The organism is Thiobacillus sp., from assembly GCF_024708915.1.
In genome coordinates this window covers 1-17,376 of sequence record NZ_JANJXQ010000025.1, presented here as the reverse complement: position 1 = coordinate 17,376, position 17,376 = coordinate 1, and the positions used below count along the sequence as shown (strand labels likewise).

Here is a 17,376-nt window from a genome sequence, read left to right as displayed (position 1 = left end):
CTCGGCGCCACGCCCGTCACGCGGGTCGAGACCGCAGGCGGCGGTGCGAAGAACCCGGCGTGGACCCGGATTCGCGAGCGCTTATTGGGCGTAGCGGTTTCACGTGCGGCGCACACCGAAGCCGCGTACGGATCGGCGTTGCTGGCGCGCGACGGCAGACGGCTTTTTCAAGCAGGCGGCGGTGCGCAAGGCGAATAACCAAGCCGAAGGTCGAAATCCGAAGGTCAGCAGAGGATTCAGAAGTCGGTTAGAGTGGTGGCGGCGGATGGCCGCTGCTCGGCCGAAGCGGAAGCTCAGGCAAAACCGCGTCAGCGCCTCATGTATGGTCCAAAGCTGCCACCTGGGTTTGGCAGGTTAGACGGCAGGTATGGCAAGAGGGAAGACCCCGTATTTTCTATTTTCTGGCGGTGCTGCTTGAGCAGTTCGGCCTTCATGTTGGCATTTTTGACAACAACCGGAGGGAAGTCAAGCTACAGACCAACCGAAGCTGCAAGGTAACAGTGTCCGTTCAGACACCCTCTATGCGGTGGCCATCACGCCCCGGGCCACAGCCGAGAAAAGTCGAACGAAAGCTGGCGGTGATGCCGGACGGACAGCAGGTACACGGTGACGTCGGCCTCCATGGCCGCGTAGAGCATCAGGTAGTCGCCGTGCTGGTATTCGCGCAAAGTCTGGGCGCTGCCAGCTGGCAGCGCGGCGAGTTGGGCCAGCGCTTCGGCTGATTGCGGCGGGCTGTCCAGATAGCGCCGGCCGATGCGTGGATAGCGGCTCAGGTTCGGAATGACCGAGGCACGCAACGCGTCCAGCAGGTCTTCAAAGGCGGGACCCGCGTCGGCTTCCAGCAGGAAGGCTTCGACGGCGTCGAGGCGTTCCAGAAAGCTGGCGGTCAGTTCGACCCGGAACAGGTGCTCAGCCACGCTTCCGGACGGGCTTGCCGGCGCTGGATGATTTGGCGGGAGCGGCCGCGCCCCGGCGTTTTTGCAACTGCGCGATGGCGCTATCGGCCTCGAAGGTCCGTCCGGCGGCAATGTCGGCCAGGCCGCGGCTCGCATCGTCGATCAGCAGCAAATGGATGCGCTCGCGTTCCAGCCGGTGGTAGTAGTCCAGCCGGTCGGCGTCGATCAGGGCGACGTAACTCTCGCCATTTTTGGTGATGATTTTTTCGGCGCCGGCCTTGGCCTGATCAGCCAGTTCGGAGAGATTGGCGCGCGCCTGGGTGAATGGCACGATATCGCCTGCAGAAAATCCCATGGCCAACTCCTTGGTGGGGGATGACAGAATACTGTGCAGCATACTGCGCGACAGGGTTCGTCGTCCAGTTACGCCCGCGCGGCGGGTCGGCGCATTACTAAAGCGGTCAGCTTCGAGGTCACAGAAATAGGGGCAGACACCATACTGCTTTCTCTCTCAAGCATGCGCCACCGCATGAATGGCCCTCAATCGCTCGCCCATGCTCGCCTCGGCTGTCTTGAGGTCGTAGTCGGCCTGTAGATTCAGCCAGTATTGCGGCGTCTGGTCGAACGCACGGCCGAACAGCAGGGCCAGCTCCGCCGTGACCGGACGCGATCCCTTGATGACGTGCGATATGCGCATGGGCGAAACGTCGATCGCCCGTGCGAACTCGGCCTGCGACATGCCCAGGCCTTCCAGTATCTCGGCCAGAAACTCCCCGGGATGGATGCTGGGCAATCCGTTTTTGGTCATGGCATTTCCTCAATGGTAATCAACGATTTCAACATCGAAGACATGGTCACCCTCGAACCTGAAACACACGCGCCATTGGCCATTGATGCGTATGCTCCATTGGCCCTCGCGGTCACCCGATAGCTTTTCAAGCTGGTTGGATGGCGGCAGGCGCAAATCCTCGACGCGCGTGGCGGCGTGAAGCTGACTCAAACGCATGGCCGCCCGTTTCAGGATTTCTGTCGGCAACCGACGAGACTTGCCGGTTGCAAAGAATTGCTCGGTTTCCGGGTTGGCGAAAGTTTGAATCACACGACCACCATAAACAATATGTTTACAGCGGTCAAGGCGGTATACGGAAGAACCTGCTCACCCCTCCGCCACCACCCCCAGCACCGCCTCGCCATACGCCTCCAGCTTCTTCGTCCCCAGCCCCGATATCTCGCCCAGTTCGTCCAGCGTGGCGGGGCGGCGCGCGGCGATTTCGCGCAGGGTGGCGTCGTGCAGGATGACGTAGGCGGGGACGCCTTTTTCATTGGCGGTTTCGCGGCGCCAGGCGCGCAGCGAGAGGAAGAGCGGATCTTCGTCGTCGTGGACGCCGCCTGAACTCGGCGCGAGGCGCGATTTCCGGCGCGGCGGGGCGGCGGCGATGGCGCGCAGCATGACGGTTTCCTCGCCCTTCAGCACCGGCTTGGCGGCCTGGGTGAGCTTCAACGCGCCGTAGGCGGCGTGGTCGACTTCCAGCAGGCCGCGCACCACCAGTTGGCGCAGCACGGCGCGCCACACCTTGTCGGTCTGGCTGGCGCCGATGCCGAACACGCTCAACTGGCTGTGGCCGAAGCGCTCGATCTTCTCGGTGGATTTGCCGAGCAGCACGTCGATGACGTGGCCGGCGCCGAAGCGCTGGCCGGTGCGGTAGACCGTTGACAGCAATTTTTGCGCGGCCTCGGTGCCGTCCCACAGGGTGGGCGGGTTGAGGCAGACGTCGCAGTTGCCGCAGGGCTGGCTGGTTTCGCCGAAGTAGGAAAGCAGCGCGACGCGGCGGCAGCTGGCGGCTTCGGCAAGCCCGACCAGGGCGTCGAGCTTGGCGTGGCCGATGCGCTTGTGGGTGTCTTCGGCTTCGCCCTCGTCGATGAAGCGGCGCTGGGTGACGACGTCCTGCAGGCCCCACGCCATCCACGCTTCGGCCGGCTCGCCGTCGCGTCCGGCGCGGCCGGTTTCCTGGTAGTAGCCTTCGACCGAACGCGGCAGGTCGAGGTGGGCGACGAAGCGCACGTCGGGCTTGTCGATGCCCATGCCGAAGGCGAGCGTGGCGACCATGATCACGCCTTCGTCACGGAGGAATTTTTCCTGATGGCGGCGGCGCGTGTCGTTGTCCATGCCGCCGTGATACGCCAGCGCGGCGAGGCCGGCCTGCTTCAGCGCGTCGGCGGTCTCCTCCACTTTCTTGCGTGTGCTGCAATAGACGATGCCGGCTTCGCCCTTGTGTTCGGCGAGGAAATCGAGCAGCTGGCGGCGCGGTTCGGATTTTTCGGCAATTCGATAGCGGATGTTGGGGCGGTCGAAGCTGGCGACGAACACCCGCGCATTGTGCAGGTCGAGCCGGTCGAGGATTTCGGCGCGCGTCGCGGCATCCGCCGTGGCGGTCAAGGCAATCCGCGGCACATCGGGAAAGCGTTCGTGCAGCACGGAGAGGCCAAGGTATTCCGGGCGGAAATCGTGGCCCCATTGCGACACGCAGTGCGCTTCATCGATGGCGAACAGCGCGACGCGGGCGTCGTCGAGCAGGCTCTGGAAGCGCGGCGTGAGCAGGCGTTCGGGCGCCACGTAGAGCAGTTTCAACTTGCCGGTGGCGAAGTCGCGTTCGACCTGTGCGGCCGCGGCGCCGTCCAGACTCGAATTGAGGAATGCCGCGGCAATGCCGAGTTCCTGCAGCGCGGCGACCTGATCCTGCATCAGCGCGATCAGCGGCGACACCACCACCGCGCAGCCGTCTCTGAGCAAAGCGGGAATCTGGTAGCACAGCGACTTGCCGCCGCCGGTCGGCATCAGCACCAGCGCATCGCCTCCGGCAAGCAGCGTGTCGATGATGGCCGCCTGCTCGCCGCGGAATGCGGGGTAGCCGAACACGCGGTTCAAGAGGCTCAAGGGGGTATCGGACATGAAAAATACGTCTGGCAAGCGATGTGTCACATTGGCTATAATTGTGTCACGTTTTGCCCCTTTGGAGGCTTTCCATGAAAACCCTGACCGTTCGCGAAGCCCGCGAAGGCCTGTCGCACCCCGACCAGATGTTCGCCGACGCCGACGAAGTGCTGGTGATGAATCGCGGCGAACCGGTGGCGCGGATTCTGCCCGTCACGCCTGCCACGCCTGCGCGCAAGCTGCCGTCGCTCAAATGGCTGCGCGACCAGTCACCGTATCAGGAGATCCCCAGCGAGGTGTTGATCCGAGAAGATCGGGACGCGCGTGACTGAGGTTTATCTCGACACCAGCGCACTCATCAAGCTTTACGTGGCCGAGGCGTTTTCCACCGAAGTGGAGCGGCTCGTCGCGGAGATCGATGGGCTCGTCATCAGCCGGCTCAGCATGCTGGAATGGCATTGCGCCATGGCGCGTCGGCTGCGCACGGGACAGATCACCGACGATTACCTGAACCTTGCACGCACCGAGTTCACCCGCCACCTGGCTGAGAGCTATTTTCGCATCGTGCCGTTCGACGACACCTTGCTGATCGACGCATTGCGCGTGCTCGACAGTGTCAAGCCGGTACCCTTGCGCACGCTCGACGCCATCCATCTGACCGCCGCACGCAATGCCGGCGTTGCCCGCCTCGCCACCGCCGACCGCGTGATGGCGGATGCGGCAAACCAACTCAATCTCGCAGCAGACACTTTTTTTGTATGACCTTGCCTACCATGAACAACGAAACCTCCGCCCCCGCCCTCGACGAGAACCAGATCATCGCCGAGCGCCGCGCCAAGCTCGCCGCGATCCGCGAGGCCGGCGTCGCCTTCCCCAACGACTTCGAGCGCCGCGACTATGCCGGCAAGCTGGCCGCCGCCCACGGCGACAAGAGCAAGGAAGCGCTGGAAGCCGAAGCGGTGCAGGTACAGCTCGCCGGCCGCATGATGCTGAAGCGGGTGATGGGCAAGGCGAGCTTCGCCACCCTGCAGGACATGAGCGGGCGCATCCAGGTCTACGTGTCGAACGACCTCACCGGAAGCGAATCGCACGAGGCGTTCAAGCACTGGGATCTGGGCGATTTCATCGGCGTGACCGGTACACTGTTCAAGACCAACAAGGGCGAGCTGACCATCCAGGCCAAATCGATCCGCCTGCTGTCGAAGGCGCTGCGTCCGCTGCCGGAGAAGTTCCACGGGCTGGCCGACCAGGAACAGAAATACCGCCAGCGCTACCTCGACCTCATCACCAGCGAAGCCGCGCGCGAGACCTTCATGCGCCGCTCGAAGATCATCCAGGCGATCCGCGAGTTCATGACCGGGCATGGCTTTCTCGAAGTGGAAACGCCGATGATGCACCCGATCCCCGGCGGCGCCGCGGCCAAGCCCTTCGCCACCCACCACAACGCGCTCGACATGGAGCTGTTCCTGCGCATCGCGCCTGAGCTGTATCTCAAGCGGCTGGTGGTCGGCGGCTTCGAGAAGGTGTTCGAGATCAACCGCAACTTCCGCAACGAAGGCTTGAGCACCCGGCACAACCCCGAGTTCACCATGATGGAGTTCTACGAGGCCTACCGCGATTACCGCTACCTGATGGACTACACCGAAGCGCTGATCCGCCACACCGCCGTCGCCGCTACCGGTTCCACCACGGTTGCCTATCAGGGCAACGAAATCGAACTCGGCAAGCCGTTCGACCGCCTCACCATCGTCGAGGCGATCCGCAAATACAATCCCCAGTACACGGTCGAACAGTTGAACGACCGCGACTGGCTGCTCGCGCAGTTCGCCGCGATGAAGGCCAAGTACCGCGCGCAGGACGGCATCGGCGGACTGCAGCTTTCGTTCTTCGAAGAGACCACCGAAGCGCTGCTGGTGCAGCCCTCCTTCATCATCGACTACCCGGCCGAAGTCTCGCCGCTGGCGCGCCGCTCGGACACCCAGCCCGACATCACCGAACGCTTCGAGCTGTTCATCACCGGGCGCGAGATGGCCAACGGCTTCTCCGAGCTGAACGACGCCGAGGACCAGGCCGAGCGTTTTATGGAACAGGTGCGGGCCAAGGAAGCCGGCGACGAGGAGGCGATGCACTACGACGCCGACTTCATCCGCGCGCTGGAACACGGCCTGCCGCCCACCGGCGGCTGCGGCATCGGCATCGACCGGCTGGTGATGCTCTTGACCGATTCGCCGAGCATCCGCGACGTGATCCTGTTCCCGCAGATGCGGCGGGAAGGCTAATCCCGCGGCCATGGGGCAATACGCACTCAAGATCGGCCTGTCCGCGCTGATCCTCGTCGCCATTGCCGAAGTGGCCAAGCGCAGCACCTTCTGGGCGGCGGCGCTGGCCTCCCTGCCGCTCACGTCGCTGCTTGCGTTCGTCTGGCTTTACCTCGATACCGGCGACGTGCAGGAGGTCGCCGCGCTGTCGGGCAGCATTTTCTGGCTGGTGCTGCCCTCGCTGCTGCTGTTCGTGCTGCTGCCCATTCTGCTGCGCAGCGGCTGGGGGTTCTGGTTCAGCCTGGCCGTTTCAAGCGCCGCGACCGCGCTGGCCTATCTCGGTACGATCAAGCTGCTGAGCCTGTTCGGCATTCGTCTGTAAGGCATACCCGCAGGCCCGTCCATGCGCGATCGCTTCCGGTAAAATTCTGTCTTCCGGCCATTTTCACCACCCATCATTTTTACGAGTCACCCCATCATGAGCGACGCCTTCAACACCCACGATTCCTTCACCACCGGCACGGGCAGCCATCGCTTCGCCTCGCTGAAGAAGCTCGAGACCGCGCTGGGCGTCTCGGTGGTGCGCCTGCCGGTGTCGATCCGTATCGTGCTGGAGTCGGTGCTCAGAAACTGCGATGGCGTGAAGGTCACCCCCGAGCATGTGAAGCAGCTCGCCGGCTGGAAGCCGAACGCCGAACGCACCGAGGAAATCCCCTTCACCGTGGCGCGCGTGATCCTGCAGGACTTCACCGGCGTGCCGCTCCTGGCCGACCTCGCGGCGATGCGCTCCGCCGCCGCGCGCGCCGGCAAGGATCCGCAGAAGATCGAACCGCTGGTGCCGGTCGACATGGTGGTCGACCACTCGATCCAGGTCGACAAGTTCGGCACCCCCGACGCGCTCGACCTCAACATGAAAATCGAGTTCGAGCGCAACCTCGAACGCTACCAGTTTCTGAAATGGGGCATGCAGGCCTTCGACACCTTCAAGGTGGTGCCGCCCGGCGTCGGTATCGTGCACCAGGTGAACATGGAATACCTGGCGCGCGGCGTGATGGAAAAGGACGGCATGGCCTACCCCGACACGCTGGTCGGCACCGACTCCCATACCACCATGATCAACGGCCTCGGCGTGGTCGCCTGGGGCGTCGGCGGCATCGAGGCGGAAGCGGCGATGCTCGGTCAGCCGGTGTATTTCCTCACCCCCGACGTCGTCGGCGTCAATCTCACCGGCAGCGTCAAGCCGGGCGTCACCGCCACCGATGTGGTGCTGACCATCACCGAGATGCTGCGTAATGCCAAGGTCGTCGGCAAGTTCGTCGAGTTCTTCGGCGAGGGCGCCGCCGCCCTGCCGGTGACCGACCGCGCGACCATCGCCAACATGGCGCCGGAATACGGCGCGACCATGGGCTTCTTCCCGGTCGACGAAGCCACCTGCCAGTACTACGCCGCGACCGGAAGAAGCGCGGATCAGGTCGACCTGATCCGCGCCTACTACCAGGCGCAGAACCTCTTCGGCATCCCCCAGGCAGGCGCGATCGACTACTCGCAGACGCTCAGCCTCGACCTCTCCACGGTCGAACCGTCGGTCGCCGGCCCCAGGCGGCCGCAGGACCGCATTCCGCTTTCGCAGATCGAAACGACCTTCGACACGCTGATGCAAAAGCCCAAGGCCGAAGGCGGCTACGGCAAGACCGCCGAAGACCTGCGCCGCACCTATGCGGTGGAGGGCGGCGACGAACTGCGCCACGGCAGCGTGGTCATCGCGGCGATCACCTCGTGCACCAACACTTCCAATCCCGGCGTGATGATCGCCGCCGGCCTGCTGGCGAAGAAGGCAGTCGAACTCGGCCTCTACACGCCGTCCCACGTGAAAACCAGCATGGGCCCGGGCTCGCGCGCAGTGACCGAATATCTCAAGGCAGCCGGCCTGCTGACCTATCTCGAACAGCTGGGTTTCTCGGTCGTCGGCTACGGCTGCACCACCTGCATCGGCAACTCCGGCCCGCTGCCGGAAGCGATCGAGAAGACCGTGCTCGACAACGATCTGGTCGCCTGCTCGGTGCTCTCCGGCAACCGCAACTTCGAAGCGCGGGTGCACCAGAACGTCAAGGCCAACTTCCTCATGTCGCCGCCGCTGGTAGTGGCGTTCGCGCTGGCCGGTCGGGTGCCGTTCGATGTCGAGAAGGAACCCGTCGGCGCCGGCAAGAACGGCCCGGTGTACCTGAAGGACATCTGGCCCGGCAACGACGAAGTCGCCGCGCTGCTGCACCATTCCACCGACGCCGGCGCCTACAGGAGCTACGCCGACGTCGGCGCCGGCAACCCGCTGTGGGACGGCGTGCCGGCGCCGGCCGGCGCAGTCTACGAATGGGATGCCGCTTCCACTTACATCCAGGAGCCGCCGTTTTTCGTCGGTGAAAAAGCCGCCAACGTCGCCATCAAGCGCGCGCGCGCGCTGGCGATCTTCGGCGACTCGGTCACCACCGACCACATCAGCCCGGCCGGCGGCATCAAGCCGACCTCGCCCGCCGGCCTCTATCTCACCGAACACGGCGTGCAGCAGGCCGATTTCAACAGCTACGGCGCGCGCCGCGGCAACCACGAGGTGATGATGCGCGGCACTTTCGCCAACGTGCGCATCAAGAACCTGATGATCCCCGGCAGCGAAGGCGGCATCACGCTGCAGGACGGCAAGGAAAAGCCGATCTACGATGCCGCCATGCAATACCAGAGCGAAGGCACGCCGCTGATGATCTTTGCCGGCGAGGAATACGGCACCGGCTCGTCGCGCGACTGGGCGGCCAAGGGCACCACCCTGCTCGGCGTGAAGGCGGTCGTCGCCAAGAGCTTCGAGCGCATCCACCGCGCCAACCTCGCCGGCATGGGCGTGCTGCCCTGCCAGTTCAAGGACGGCGTCGATGCGGCCAGCCTGAAACTCGACGGCAGCGAAACCTTCGACCTCGAAGGCACCGAATCCGGCATCGTCCCGCAGCAGGACGTCACGCTGGTGATCCACCGCGCCACGGGCGGCACCGAACGCGTCGCCCTCAAGCTGCGTATCGATACGCCGATCGAGGTGGCGTATTGCAACAAGGGCGGGATTCTGCCGTTTGTGCTGAGCCAGTTGCTGGGTTAAGCCTGCGGGTCTTCAATGCCAGCGGCGCCATGAATGGGTCGCTGGCGCGCACGGCTCACCCGGTTCGCGCCGTGAATCCTTACCCGTTGGACCTGCGCAGGAGCCGCCCATGAAACGCACAGCACTTTCCGCCTTCTCCGTCCTTGCTGTCGTATTGCACACGGGCTGCAGCGATGACCGGCCGCTGACCTATCAGGCCCGCATCAAACCGATTCTCGATACCCATTGTGTGTCGTGCCATGTGCCCGGCAAACCGGGATATGAACAGTCCGGCCTGCGTCTCGACAGCTATGAAGCGCTGATGAAGGGCGCCAGGCTCAACCCGGTGGTGCGCCCGGGCTCCAGTTTGAGCAGCACCCTGCACCGGGTGGTATCCGGCCAGCTCGACCCGTCGATCCGCATGCCGCACGGCGGGCCCATACTATCGGAAGAGAACGCACGCTTGATTGGCGCCTGGATCGACCAGGGGGCGAAGTACTGACGGCATGTCCGGAATGTCCATGGAATGCATGCGACGCAGACAGCCCGATTGTCGAACGCGTCAGGCGACCGTTATTGATAGCGGGAACCAACCGGGCAGCGGGCGTGGGCGGCGGATTGATTGCGTACAGTTTCAGCAGCCCTGCTGCGGCTGCGTCCGCTAGAAATTGAACCGCCAATCGAAGAAGGCCGCCACCTGGTCTGGTGGCAAGGGCTTGGCGACGACATAACCCTGGATTTCATCGCAGCCGCTCTGCCGCAAAAAGGCCACCTGACCGGCCTGTTCGACCCCTTCAGCCACCACGCGCAGCTTCAGGGCATGGGCCAGGCGGATGATGGCGTTGACGATTTCGGCGTCGTCGCTGTCGGTCAGCACATCGCTCACAAAACTCTTGTCGATTTTCAGCGCATCGATCGGCATGCGCTTCAACTGGCCGAGGTTGGAATACCCCGTGCCGAAATCGTCAATGTAAACGTGCAGCCCGCGCTGGCGCAGCGCCTCGAGCATGCCGAAGCTGCGTACGGGGTTATCCATCGCCGCACTCTCGGTCACTTCCAGCTGCAAATACGCGGGGGGCATTCCGGTTTCCGCCAGGATGGCATCGATGTCGTCGATCAGGCGCACATCGGAAAACTGCCGCGGCGACAGGTTGACGGCCACCGGCGGCGGGTCGCATCCGGCATCGCGCCAGACGATCCACTGTTCGCACGCCGCCCGTACCACCCAGCGGCCCAGCGGGACGATAAGGCCGGTTTCCTCGGCCACCGGGATCAACTGTTCGGAGCCGACGCTGAAGCCCGCGCGGGGAAGCCAGCGAACCAGCGCCTCCAGCCCCACCACCCGACCGCTGGCAAGATCGACCTTGGGCTGGTAGACCAGCGCCAGTTCGTTGCGTTCGAGCGCCTGGCGCAAACCGCTTTCCAGCGTCTGCAACTGCTGCGCCACCGTGTTCAATTCGTCGCTGAAGTACTCGATGCCGCTGCGGCGATGCTTGGCCTGGTACATCGCCAGATCGGCCTGGCGCAGCAGGGTATGGGCGTCGAGTCCGTCGTCCGGATACACGCTGATGCCGATGCTGGCGCCGATGGCGTAACGCCGCTGCGCGAGCTTGAAGGGCTTGGCCAGTGCCTGGAGCAGCTTGTGCGCCACCCGTCCGGCCGCCCGCGCGGCCGGCGCATGGGTCAGAATGACGGCGAATTCGTCGCCACCCAGGCGGGCGACGAAATCATCGGTACGCAGCTGTTCGTCCAGCCGGTTGGCGACGATGCGCAGCACCTGATCGCCCACCTCGTGCCCCTGCGAGTCGTTGATGTGCTTGAAGCGGTCGAGGTCGATGAACAGCAGCGAAACCTGGGATTTTTCACGCTGCGCGCGCGCCAGTGCATGGCCGAGGAAATCCTGGAAATACGAGCGATTGGGCAGGCCGGTGAGCGGATCGTGATTGGCCAGCATGTCGAGCCGTATTTCGGAATAGCGGCGCTCGGTCAGGGCGGCCGATACGAACAGGCCGCCCAGCGCCATGGTCACCATGCTGATCTGCAACGCGAACACATCGCGCGGCATCGCGACGCCGGCAAGGCCGCCGTAGGAGGCAACCGCCACCCCCAGCACAATGAGCGCCGACAGGAAAATCGCCAGGCTCGCGCCGGTCACCGAAAAACGCAGCGCGGCCCACAGCACCGCCGGCATCATCACGAACAGGACAATTTCGGCTGGCCGCAAAGGCTCGACGTACTCCATCATCGCCAGCGTCAGCGCCAGCATGCCGAGCATCAGCACCAGGCCTTCCAGCCGTGCGCCCCTGTTGGTCGGCAATAAATCCCAGCGTGTCGCCGTCAGCAGCAGCGGTGCAATCAGGTACACCCCCAGCAGATCGCCCAGCCACCATACCCACAAGCCCTCCAATACCGCGTCGGCCGGCAGGTGGCCCAAGAAATAGAGGCTGAGCATGCCCGTCAGTGCGCTTAGCGCGCAGCCCAGCGGAGCGGCCAGCAGCGCAAATTTGGCGACACTGGGCACATAGTCGAGGGTGGCGCTGAAAGGCTGCAGGTAACGCGGCAGATAGCCGATGATCCACGCTTCCGCAGCCGCGCCGAGCGCAAAGCTGAATGCCTCGCCCGGCGACAGGGCCAGGCTGTTGATCGCGAACGATCCCAGTGCTGTCCCCGCCACGCCTGCCGCGCCAAAGCGCAGGCTCGCCATGGCGCCAATGCCGGCAGCCAGCCAGACGGCGGCGACCACGTCGGCAATGTAGACCGCAAGCTTGAGACTGAGCCAGCCTGCCAGCGCATACGCCAGCGCCGTCAGTCCGGCGATCAGCACAAAGCGCCTGAGCTCGGGGAAACCCGGCAGCGGCAGGCGAACCAAGACGCGAAAGCCCGCCTACTGCACGGGATCGAGTTCGGCGCGCACCGACTCCAGCGCGTCCTTGAGGGTTTCCTCGGACAGTCCGTTGAGCTGCTCCGCCAGCATTTCGGCGGCATCGATGGTGTCGGTTTCATCCGGCAGGCTGTCGGTGTCGAGATTGGCCACGAACACTGCCGCCGCCCCCGTCACCTGCAACAGCTGGCGGCGCTCGTTCATCAGCATTTCGATTTCGTCGCGCAACAGGCGGATTTCGTCTTCTTTCATGGCGTGCAGGGTCATGCTTGTCTCCGTATTTACTACCTTGGTCAGCCAAACAGAGTTAACACTCCGGTGTAGCCATACAATCGGTTGTGGGAAATTTCACCGTTGGCAAAGAACCCCACCAGCGGAAAATCACCGAGGGCGTCGCGAATCAGTTCCATTTCCCGATTCGGCGCGCCGAACATGTGCCGGCCGCGCCCCAGGCAGGAATAATACACGCCACCCCGGATCGGCGAATCCAGCTGCGCCCCGATGGCTTGCAGCATCCGCAGCAGGTCGTCTTCGGCGGTTTGCCGGTCGCGGCGGCAGAACAGCAGCTCATCCCCCGGCTCGACATACTCGCCGATCGCCACCAGATGGTTCTGCGGATCGACGCCGAGAATATTGCGCACCAGATAATCGCCGGTATCCGATCCACGTACCGGCAGGCCGACGAAAATATAGCCGGCCGCGCGCCGCAGATCGTGCGCCAGGACTTCGCCGATCTCCTCCTTCATCACCTCCAGCGCCGGCCGGTTATCCAGGCCGCCGACGACGTTCTTGTTGGCGGCAGTGATGCGGTGGCGCGGCCCCAGCGGCGAAATGCCTTGCGTCAGCCGCGTCGCCAGCTTGACCCGTTCGCCGAACAGCACGCCCGACAGGCCGCCGCTCACCACGCCGTCGCTGATCTGTGCCGTCTCGCCGCGCGAGCTCGACAGCCCGCCGACGACAAAACTGCCCGACACATGCGCGGAGAGGCCTTCGATCAGTTCCTGAACTTGCGTGTTCGCCGGATCGCCATGCACCATCGCGACATACGCATCCGGCGGCTGCGCAGCGATGTCCTGCAGCGTGCGCACTGCCGGCAGCATGCTGAAATCGGCCGGCGCAAATTCACCCAACATCACCGCCATCGCCGGCTCTTCCAGATATTCCACACCGGTGGCGCAGATCCCCACGCCCACACTGCCGGTCCAGTGCATCACCCCGGTCGCGTTTTTGAAAAACGCCAGGATTGCGGCGAGTTCGCCGGCAAAGGCATCCGACACATACAGGAATCCCAGCGTCGCCGTGGCGGGAATCGCGCCCAGCTGGCCGATGCAGGTCTGCGCGGCGCGAACCCAGTCGGCATCGGCGGCATGGGCGAATTTGAAAGGGGTGTTCATAAGATATCAATCAGGAATCCCGTCAGTCCGGCATGCCGGCCATGGATGATGGCATTGCGCCGCGCACCACGACAGGCCGGCGCCATGCCATGCATCAGTAGCCGGTTCTGCTGCTATGCGGTAATTCGCCCTCGCCAAAGAAATTCCACAACAGATGCGCAACCACTTCGGGCGCAATCACGGTGTGCTGGTTATGGGTTTCCTGCAGCGCAGTCCGCAGTTTCTTGCGCAATTCGGGGTCGCCGGTCAGATCGAAAATGATGTCGACTTTGGCGCCCATCGAAACCACCTCCATCGCGTCCCTGAATACCGGCACCTTGCTGTGGGCAAAGCCCAGCGCGACGGGCGACTCCAGATTGCGATGCGCAACGGCAACGATTTCCACGTTGACGCCGTTTTCCTGGATCTTCTCCAGAAAATGCTCGGCAAACTTTTCCCCGACCTCACCCAGGCCCAGCAGGGCGACCTTGACGACATGACTCATGAACAACTCTCCTCGTATCAGTTATGGTTGGCAACGGGGCATCCTGTCCCGTTGGCGCATTTCTTGCGCACCGGAAGCATACGGTCCCCGCACGCGCCTGTCGATACTGGCACGCCGCCGGCCGCACTGCGTGCCCTCGCCTGTTCACGCCCGCGGGGCAGGCGATATGATGCGGGCTATCGACTCAAGGTTCTCCCATGCCAGATACTGCTCCGCTCTATCCGCCGCTCGCTCCCTATGCCAGCGGCATGCTGGAAACCGCCGGCGTCCACCGCATCTACTGGGAGACGTCCGGCAATCCGGACGGCATCCCGGTGCTGTTCGTGCACGGCGGTCCCGGCTCCGGCACCTCGCCCAACCAGCGGCGCTTCTTCGATCCAGTCCGCTACCGCATCGTCCTGTTCGACCAGCGCGGCTGCGGCCGTTCGACCCCGCACGGCGAACTCACCGACAACACCACGCCGCACCTGATCGCCGACATGGAAGCGCTGCGCGCCGAACTCGGCATCGACAGCTGGCTGGTGTTCGGCGGATCGTGGGGTTCGACCCTGGCGCTGGCCTACGCCGAGGCCCATCCGCAACGCTGTCGCGGGCTGGTGCTGCGCGGGATATTCCTGTGCCGCAAGAGCGAGATCGACTGGTTTCTCGACGGCATCCGCACTTTCTTCCCCGAGGCGCAACGGCAACTGGCGGAATTCATCCCCGAAACCGAGCGCCACGATCTGCTCGGCGCCTATCACCGCCGCCTGATCGACCCGGACCCGGCCGTGCACCAGCCGGCTGCCCATGAGTGGGCCACGTTCGAGGCGTCCTGCTCGACCCTGCTGCCCAGCCCGGAACTCGTCGCCGCGTTCGGCCGCGACCAGACCGCGCTTTCGCTTGCAAGGATCGAGGCGCACTATTTCGCGAATGACATCTTCCTGCCCGACAACAGCCTGCTCGCCAACGTCGGGCGATTGCGTGCCATTCCCGCCGTCATCGTACAAGGGCGCTACGACGCCGTCTGCCCGATCGTGTCGGCCGACGAACTGGCACGCGCCTGGCCCGAGGCCCGCTATGTGATTGTGGCGGATGCCGGCCACTCGGCCTTCGAGCCGGGCATCTGCCGCGAACTCGTCGCCGCATGCGACCGTTTTGCCCGGACCGGAGCCTTCGACTGATGGCGCTGTCACCCTACGTCTTCGATGCCAGCGCCGAGAACTTCAACCGGCTGGTGCTGGAAAACTCGCACAAGGGTCCGGTGCTGGTGCACTTCTGGACCCCCAAGGCCGGGCCCTGCTTCATGTTGATGCCGCGCCTGGTGAAGCTTGCCGCCGAATACGGCGGCAAGTTCCTGCTCGTCATGTTGAATGCCGAGGCGCTGCCGGAGCTGGCGCGGCGCTTCAGCGTCAACTCGGTGCCGACGGTGAAGTTTTTCTGGCGCGGCGAAGTCGCCCACACGATCCACGGCGCCGACCCCGACAGCAGCTTCCGTGAAGTGCTCGACCGCTTCATCGCCGGCGACGCCAACCGCGCCCACGCGCTGGGCGTGGCGGCCTGGCAGGCGGGCAACAGCCAGCAGGCGCGCCTGCTGCTCGCCAACGCGGCGATGGCGGAGCCCGCCAATCTGACGATTCCGCGCGACCTTGCCAAACTGTTGTGGGCCGAGGGCGAAGGCGAACAGGCGTTGAAACTGCTCGACAGCCTGCCGCCCGAGGCACGCGCCGACGCTGTCATTGCGCCGCTGTACGCGCATTTGAATCTGGCGGAAACCGCACGCCTGGCGATGCCGCTGGCCGATCTCGATGTACGCCTCACTCACGACGCCGACGACCTCGACGCGCGCTATCAACGCGCAGCGGTACGGCTGGCAGGCGACGATTTTTCCGGCGCCATGGCGGATCTGCTGGCCATTGCGCGCGCCGACCGCGGCTTCCGCAACGACATCGGCCGCACCAGCCTGCTGGCCCTGTTCGACCTGCTGGGCAGCGCGCATCCGCTGACGCGGCAATACCGCCAGGCGCTGTCCGAATCACTGCATTGAAATTCGATCATCCCGCCTTCGCGCCCTACCGGGCGCTGATCGATGCGCTGGAACTCGCCCGTTCCCTGCCTGCTCTCGAAGCGCTCAACGCACAGGCCGCAGCCCGCGGCATCATGCAGGCACACGGACTGCCGCTGCGTTTCTGCGCTCCCGGCGGCCGCCTGTCCGCGCGCGATTACGAAACCCATATCCTGCACACTGGCCAGGTGCCGACCCGCGCCGACACCTGGCACGACGTGCTCAACGCGCTGGTGTGGCTGCGTTTTCCGCGTTTCAAGGGAGCGCTGAATGCAGCCCACGGCGATGCCATCGCAATCGAGACCGACGCCAAGCGCGGGCGTCGCCGCGACGCGCTGACGATGCTGGATGAATCCGGAGTATGGGTGATCAGCCGCGATCCGGCCTTGTCCGAACTGCTGGCCGGGCGCGCCTGGCATACCCTGTTGTGGCAGGCGCGTGATCGCGTGGAAGAAGAAATGCACTTCGTGGTGGTCGGTCATGCGCTGCTGGAGAAGGCGCTTGCGCCCTATCCGGCCATGACGGGGAAATGCCTGGTGCTGGCTGCAGACTCGCCCGACCTCGACGCCGCGGACGCCCGGGCTGCGCAGGAACTCGGCGCCATCGACTCCCCGCGTCTGTTGCCCCCGCTGCCGGTCCAGGGAATCCCGGGCTGGGACCCGGCCAATGCCGACGCCGCGTACTACGCCAACCAGGACGTCTTCCGCCCGCCGCGCCAGGTCAGCCCGCCGCCGCCGGCAACTCGCCCCCCGCCACCCACGCCTGCGCCATGTCCAGATCGTCGAACAGACGGATATCCGCCGCCATGAACAGGCGGTTGATCCACATGCTCCACGCCACCCACTCGTCACCCGTGAGGATGGCGATGCGGGCGAAATCGTTGCGGTGCTCGCGCGAGAACTTCAGTTCCTCCCACGCCACGTCGACGCTGTACGACAGCATGTCGCGCAGGTCGAACAGCAGGTTGAGCGTCCCCTTGAACTGCACACCGTAGTTCACCGCCTCCTCGAATTCACGGTAATCGTCGAGGGTGAATTGCCCCATCACCGTGACCGCGATCTGGTTGTCCTTGACGTTCAGACTGATCATGCCGGGCTCCTTTTCAAGATGCCTTTACTATAGCGAATCGGAGCGCGCCGCGGCCGATGCGCGCACCGCCCACACCCCGGCCGCGGCAACCACTGCCATGCCGACCCATGCCAGCCACGGCAGGCGCTCGCCGAACAGCAGCGCGCCGTACAGCGCGGAAAATCCCACCGTCGCATAGGCAAGCGAGCCCACGGTGAGCGTATGTCCGCGATGGTAGGCACGCGTCAGCGCCAACTGTCCCAGGGTCGCGCTCGCGCCGATGCCGACCAGCCAGGGCCAGTCCTGC

19 protein-coding genes and 2 pseudogenes are annotated in these 17,376 nt (G+C 64.7%); 10 read left to right on the top strand and 11 right to left on the bottom strand.

Going from position 1 to position 17,376, the window contains the following annotated elements; all coding sequences use genetic code 11:
- Positions 1–198: pseudogene (locus tag Q0L94_RS01970) on the top strand (hypothetical protein); the annotation flags it as partial.
- 335 nt (positions 199–533) lie between these two features.
- Here the strand turns inward: Q0L94_RS01970 and Q0L94_RS01965 are convergent.
- From Q0L94_RS01965 to recQ, 5 genes are all read right to left on the bottom strand, one after another.
- Positions 534–917 carry a type II toxin-antitoxin system RelE/ParE family toxin gene (locus Q0L94_RS01965; RefSeq protein ID WP_296749598.1) on the bottom strand — a complete coding sequence of 128 codons (384 nt, stop codon included), beginning with the start codon at positions 915–917 and terminating at the stop codon, positions 534–536.
- Positions 910–1,251 carry a type II toxin-antitoxin system Phd/YefM family antitoxin gene (locus Q0L94_RS01960; RefSeq protein WP_296749596.1) on the bottom strand — a complete coding sequence of 114 codons (342 nt, stop codon included), beginning with the start codon at positions 1,249–1,251 and terminating at the stop codon, positions 910–912. The genes Q0L94_RS01965 and Q0L94_RS01960 overlap by 8 nt, the downstream gene beginning before the upstream one ends.
- 156 nt (positions 1,252–1,407) lie before the next feature.
- Positions 1,408–1,704: a HigA family addiction module antitoxin gene (locus Q0L94_RS01955; protein WP_296749594.1), complete on the bottom strand. Its 297-nt coding sequence runs from the start codon at positions 1,702–1,704 to the stop codon at positions 1,408–1,410.
- Between the two features lie 9 nt (positions 1,705–1,713).
- Positions 1,714–1,995 carry a type II toxin-antitoxin system RelE/ParE family toxin gene (locus Q0L94_RS01950; RefSeq protein ID WP_296749592.1) on the bottom strand — a complete coding sequence of 94 codons (282 nt, stop codon included), beginning with the start codon at positions 1,993–1,995 and terminating at the stop codon, positions 1,714–1,716.
- A 57-nt stretch (positions 1,996–2,052) separates the two neighbouring features.
- Positions 2,053–3,846, bottom strand: coding sequence for a DNA helicase RecQ (recQ, locus tag Q0L94_RS01945; protein WP_296749590.1), 1,794 nt, complete (start codon positions 3,844–3,846; stop codon positions 2,053–2,055).
- Positions 3,847–3,920: 74 nt separating this feature from the next.
- On the opposite strand from recQ, the gene Q0L94_RS01940 reads away from it, so the two are divergent.
- The 6 genes from Q0L94_RS01940 (at position 3,921) to Q0L94_RS01915 (ending at position 9,703) form a co-directional block, all read left to right on the top strand.
- Positions 3,921–4,160, top strand: a complete 240-nt coding sequence (locus Q0L94_RS01940) for a type II toxin-antitoxin system prevent-host-death family antitoxin (protein ID WP_296749589.1) — start codon at positions 3,921–3,923, stop codon at positions 4,158–4,160.
- The gene (locus Q0L94_RS01935) at positions 4,153–4,590 is read left to right on the top strand and encodes a type II toxin-antitoxin system VapC family toxin (RefSeq protein ID WP_296749587.1); all 438 of its coding nucleotides are present in this window, start codon (positions 4,153–4,155) and stop codon (positions 4,588–4,590) included. The genes Q0L94_RS01940 and Q0L94_RS01935 overlap by 8 nt, the downstream gene beginning before the upstream one ends.
- An 11-nt stretch (positions 4,591–4,601) precedes the next feature.
- A complete protein-coding gene (lysS, locus tag Q0L94_RS01930) occupies positions 4,602–6,107 on the top strand; it encodes a lysine--tRNA ligase (protein WP_296749585.1) in 1,506 nt (501 codons plus the stop codon).
- Positions 6,108–6,117: 10 nt separating this feature from the next.
- Positions 6,118–6,468 (top strand): DUF3147 family protein, encoded by a 351-nt coding sequence (locus Q0L94_RS01925; RefSeq protein WP_296749583.1) that lies wholly within the window; start codon positions 6,118–6,120, stop codon positions 6,466–6,468.
- Between the two features lie 96 nt (positions 6,469–6,564).
- Entirely contained in the window at positions 6,565–9,222 is a 2,658-nt protein-coding gene (acnA, locus tag Q0L94_RS01920) for an aconitate hydratase AcnA (protein ID WP_296749581.1), read from the top strand.
- Positions 9,223–9,331: 109 nt separating this feature from the next.
- On the top strand, positions 9,332–9,703 hold the full coding sequence (locus tag Q0L94_RS01915) for a c-type cytochrome domain-containing protein (protein ID WP_296749579.1): 372 nt from the start codon (positions 9,332–9,334) through the stop codon (positions 9,701–9,703).
- Positions 9,704–9,862: 159 nt separating this feature from the next.
- Here Q0L94_RS01915 and Q0L94_RS01910 read toward each other — a convergent pair whose 3' ends face one another.
- The 4 genes from Q0L94_RS01910 to Q0L94_RS01895 all read right to left on the bottom strand — a co-directional run bounded on the left by Q0L94_RS01910 (position 9,863) and on the right by Q0L94_RS01895 (position 13,960).
- Positions 9,863–12,070, bottom strand: coding sequence for an EAL domain-containing protein (locus Q0L94_RS01910; RefSeq protein ID WP_296749577.1), 2,208 nt, complete (start codon positions 12,068–12,070; stop codon positions 9,863–9,865).
- A 15-nt stretch (positions 12,071–12,085) separates the two neighbouring features.
- A complete protein-coding gene (locus Q0L94_RS01905; RefSeq protein ID WP_296749576.1) occupies positions 12,086–12,349 on the bottom strand; it encodes a hypothetical protein in 264 nt (87 codons plus the stop codon).
- A gap of 26 nt (positions 12,350–12,375) precedes the next feature.
- Entirely contained in the window at positions 12,376–13,476 is a 1,101-nt protein-coding gene (locus Q0L94_RS01900; protein ID WP_296749574.1) for an FIST N-terminal domain-containing protein, read from the bottom strand.
- Between the two features lie 94 nt (positions 13,477–13,570).
- Positions 13,571–13,960 carry a hypothetical protein gene (locus Q0L94_RS01895; RefSeq protein WP_296749572.1) on the bottom strand — a complete coding sequence of 130 codons (390 nt, stop codon included), beginning with the start codon at positions 13,958–13,960 and terminating at the stop codon, positions 13,571–13,573.
- Between the two features lie 197 nt (positions 13,961–14,157).
- On the opposite strand from Q0L94_RS01895, the gene pip reads away from it, so the two are divergent.
- Genes pip through Q0L94_RS01880 form a run of 3 tightly spaced genes read left to right on the top strand, consistent with a single transcriptional unit; the run spans position 14,158 to position 16,810 of the window.
- On the top strand, positions 14,158–15,120 hold the full coding sequence (gene pip, locus Q0L94_RS01890) for a prolyl aminopeptidase (RefSeq protein ID WP_296749570.1): 963 nt from the start codon (positions 14,158–14,160) through the stop codon (positions 15,118–15,120).
- Positions 15,120–15,983, top strand: a complete 864-nt coding sequence (locus Q0L94_RS01885; protein WP_296749569.1) for a tetratricopeptide repeat protein — start codon at positions 15,120–15,122, stop codon at positions 15,981–15,983. The genes pip and Q0L94_RS01885 overlap by 1 nt, the downstream gene beginning before the upstream one ends.
- Positions 15,980–16,810: a DUF3025 domain-containing protein gene (locus tag Q0L94_RS01880; protein ID WP_296749567.1), complete on the top strand. Its 831-nt coding sequence runs from the start codon at positions 15,980–15,982 to the stop codon at positions 16,808–16,810. The genes Q0L94_RS01885 and Q0L94_RS01880 overlap by 4 nt, the downstream gene beginning before the upstream one ends.
- Here the strand turns inward: Q0L94_RS01880 and Q0L94_RS01875 are convergent.
- Together Q0L94_RS01875 and Q0L94_RS01870 are read right to left on the bottom strand one after the other, a co-directional pair.
- A complete protein-coding gene (locus tag Q0L94_RS01875) occupies positions 16,722–17,090 on the bottom strand; it encodes an STAS/SEC14 domain-containing protein (RefSeq protein ID WP_296749565.1) in 369 nt (122 codons plus the stop codon). The two genes, Q0L94_RS01880 and Q0L94_RS01875, sit on opposite strands and share 89 nt — an antisense overlap.
- Before the next feature lie 27 nt (positions 17,091–17,117).
- Positions 17,118–17,376: pseudogene (locus tag Q0L94_RS01870) on the bottom strand (EamA family transporter); the annotation flags it as partial.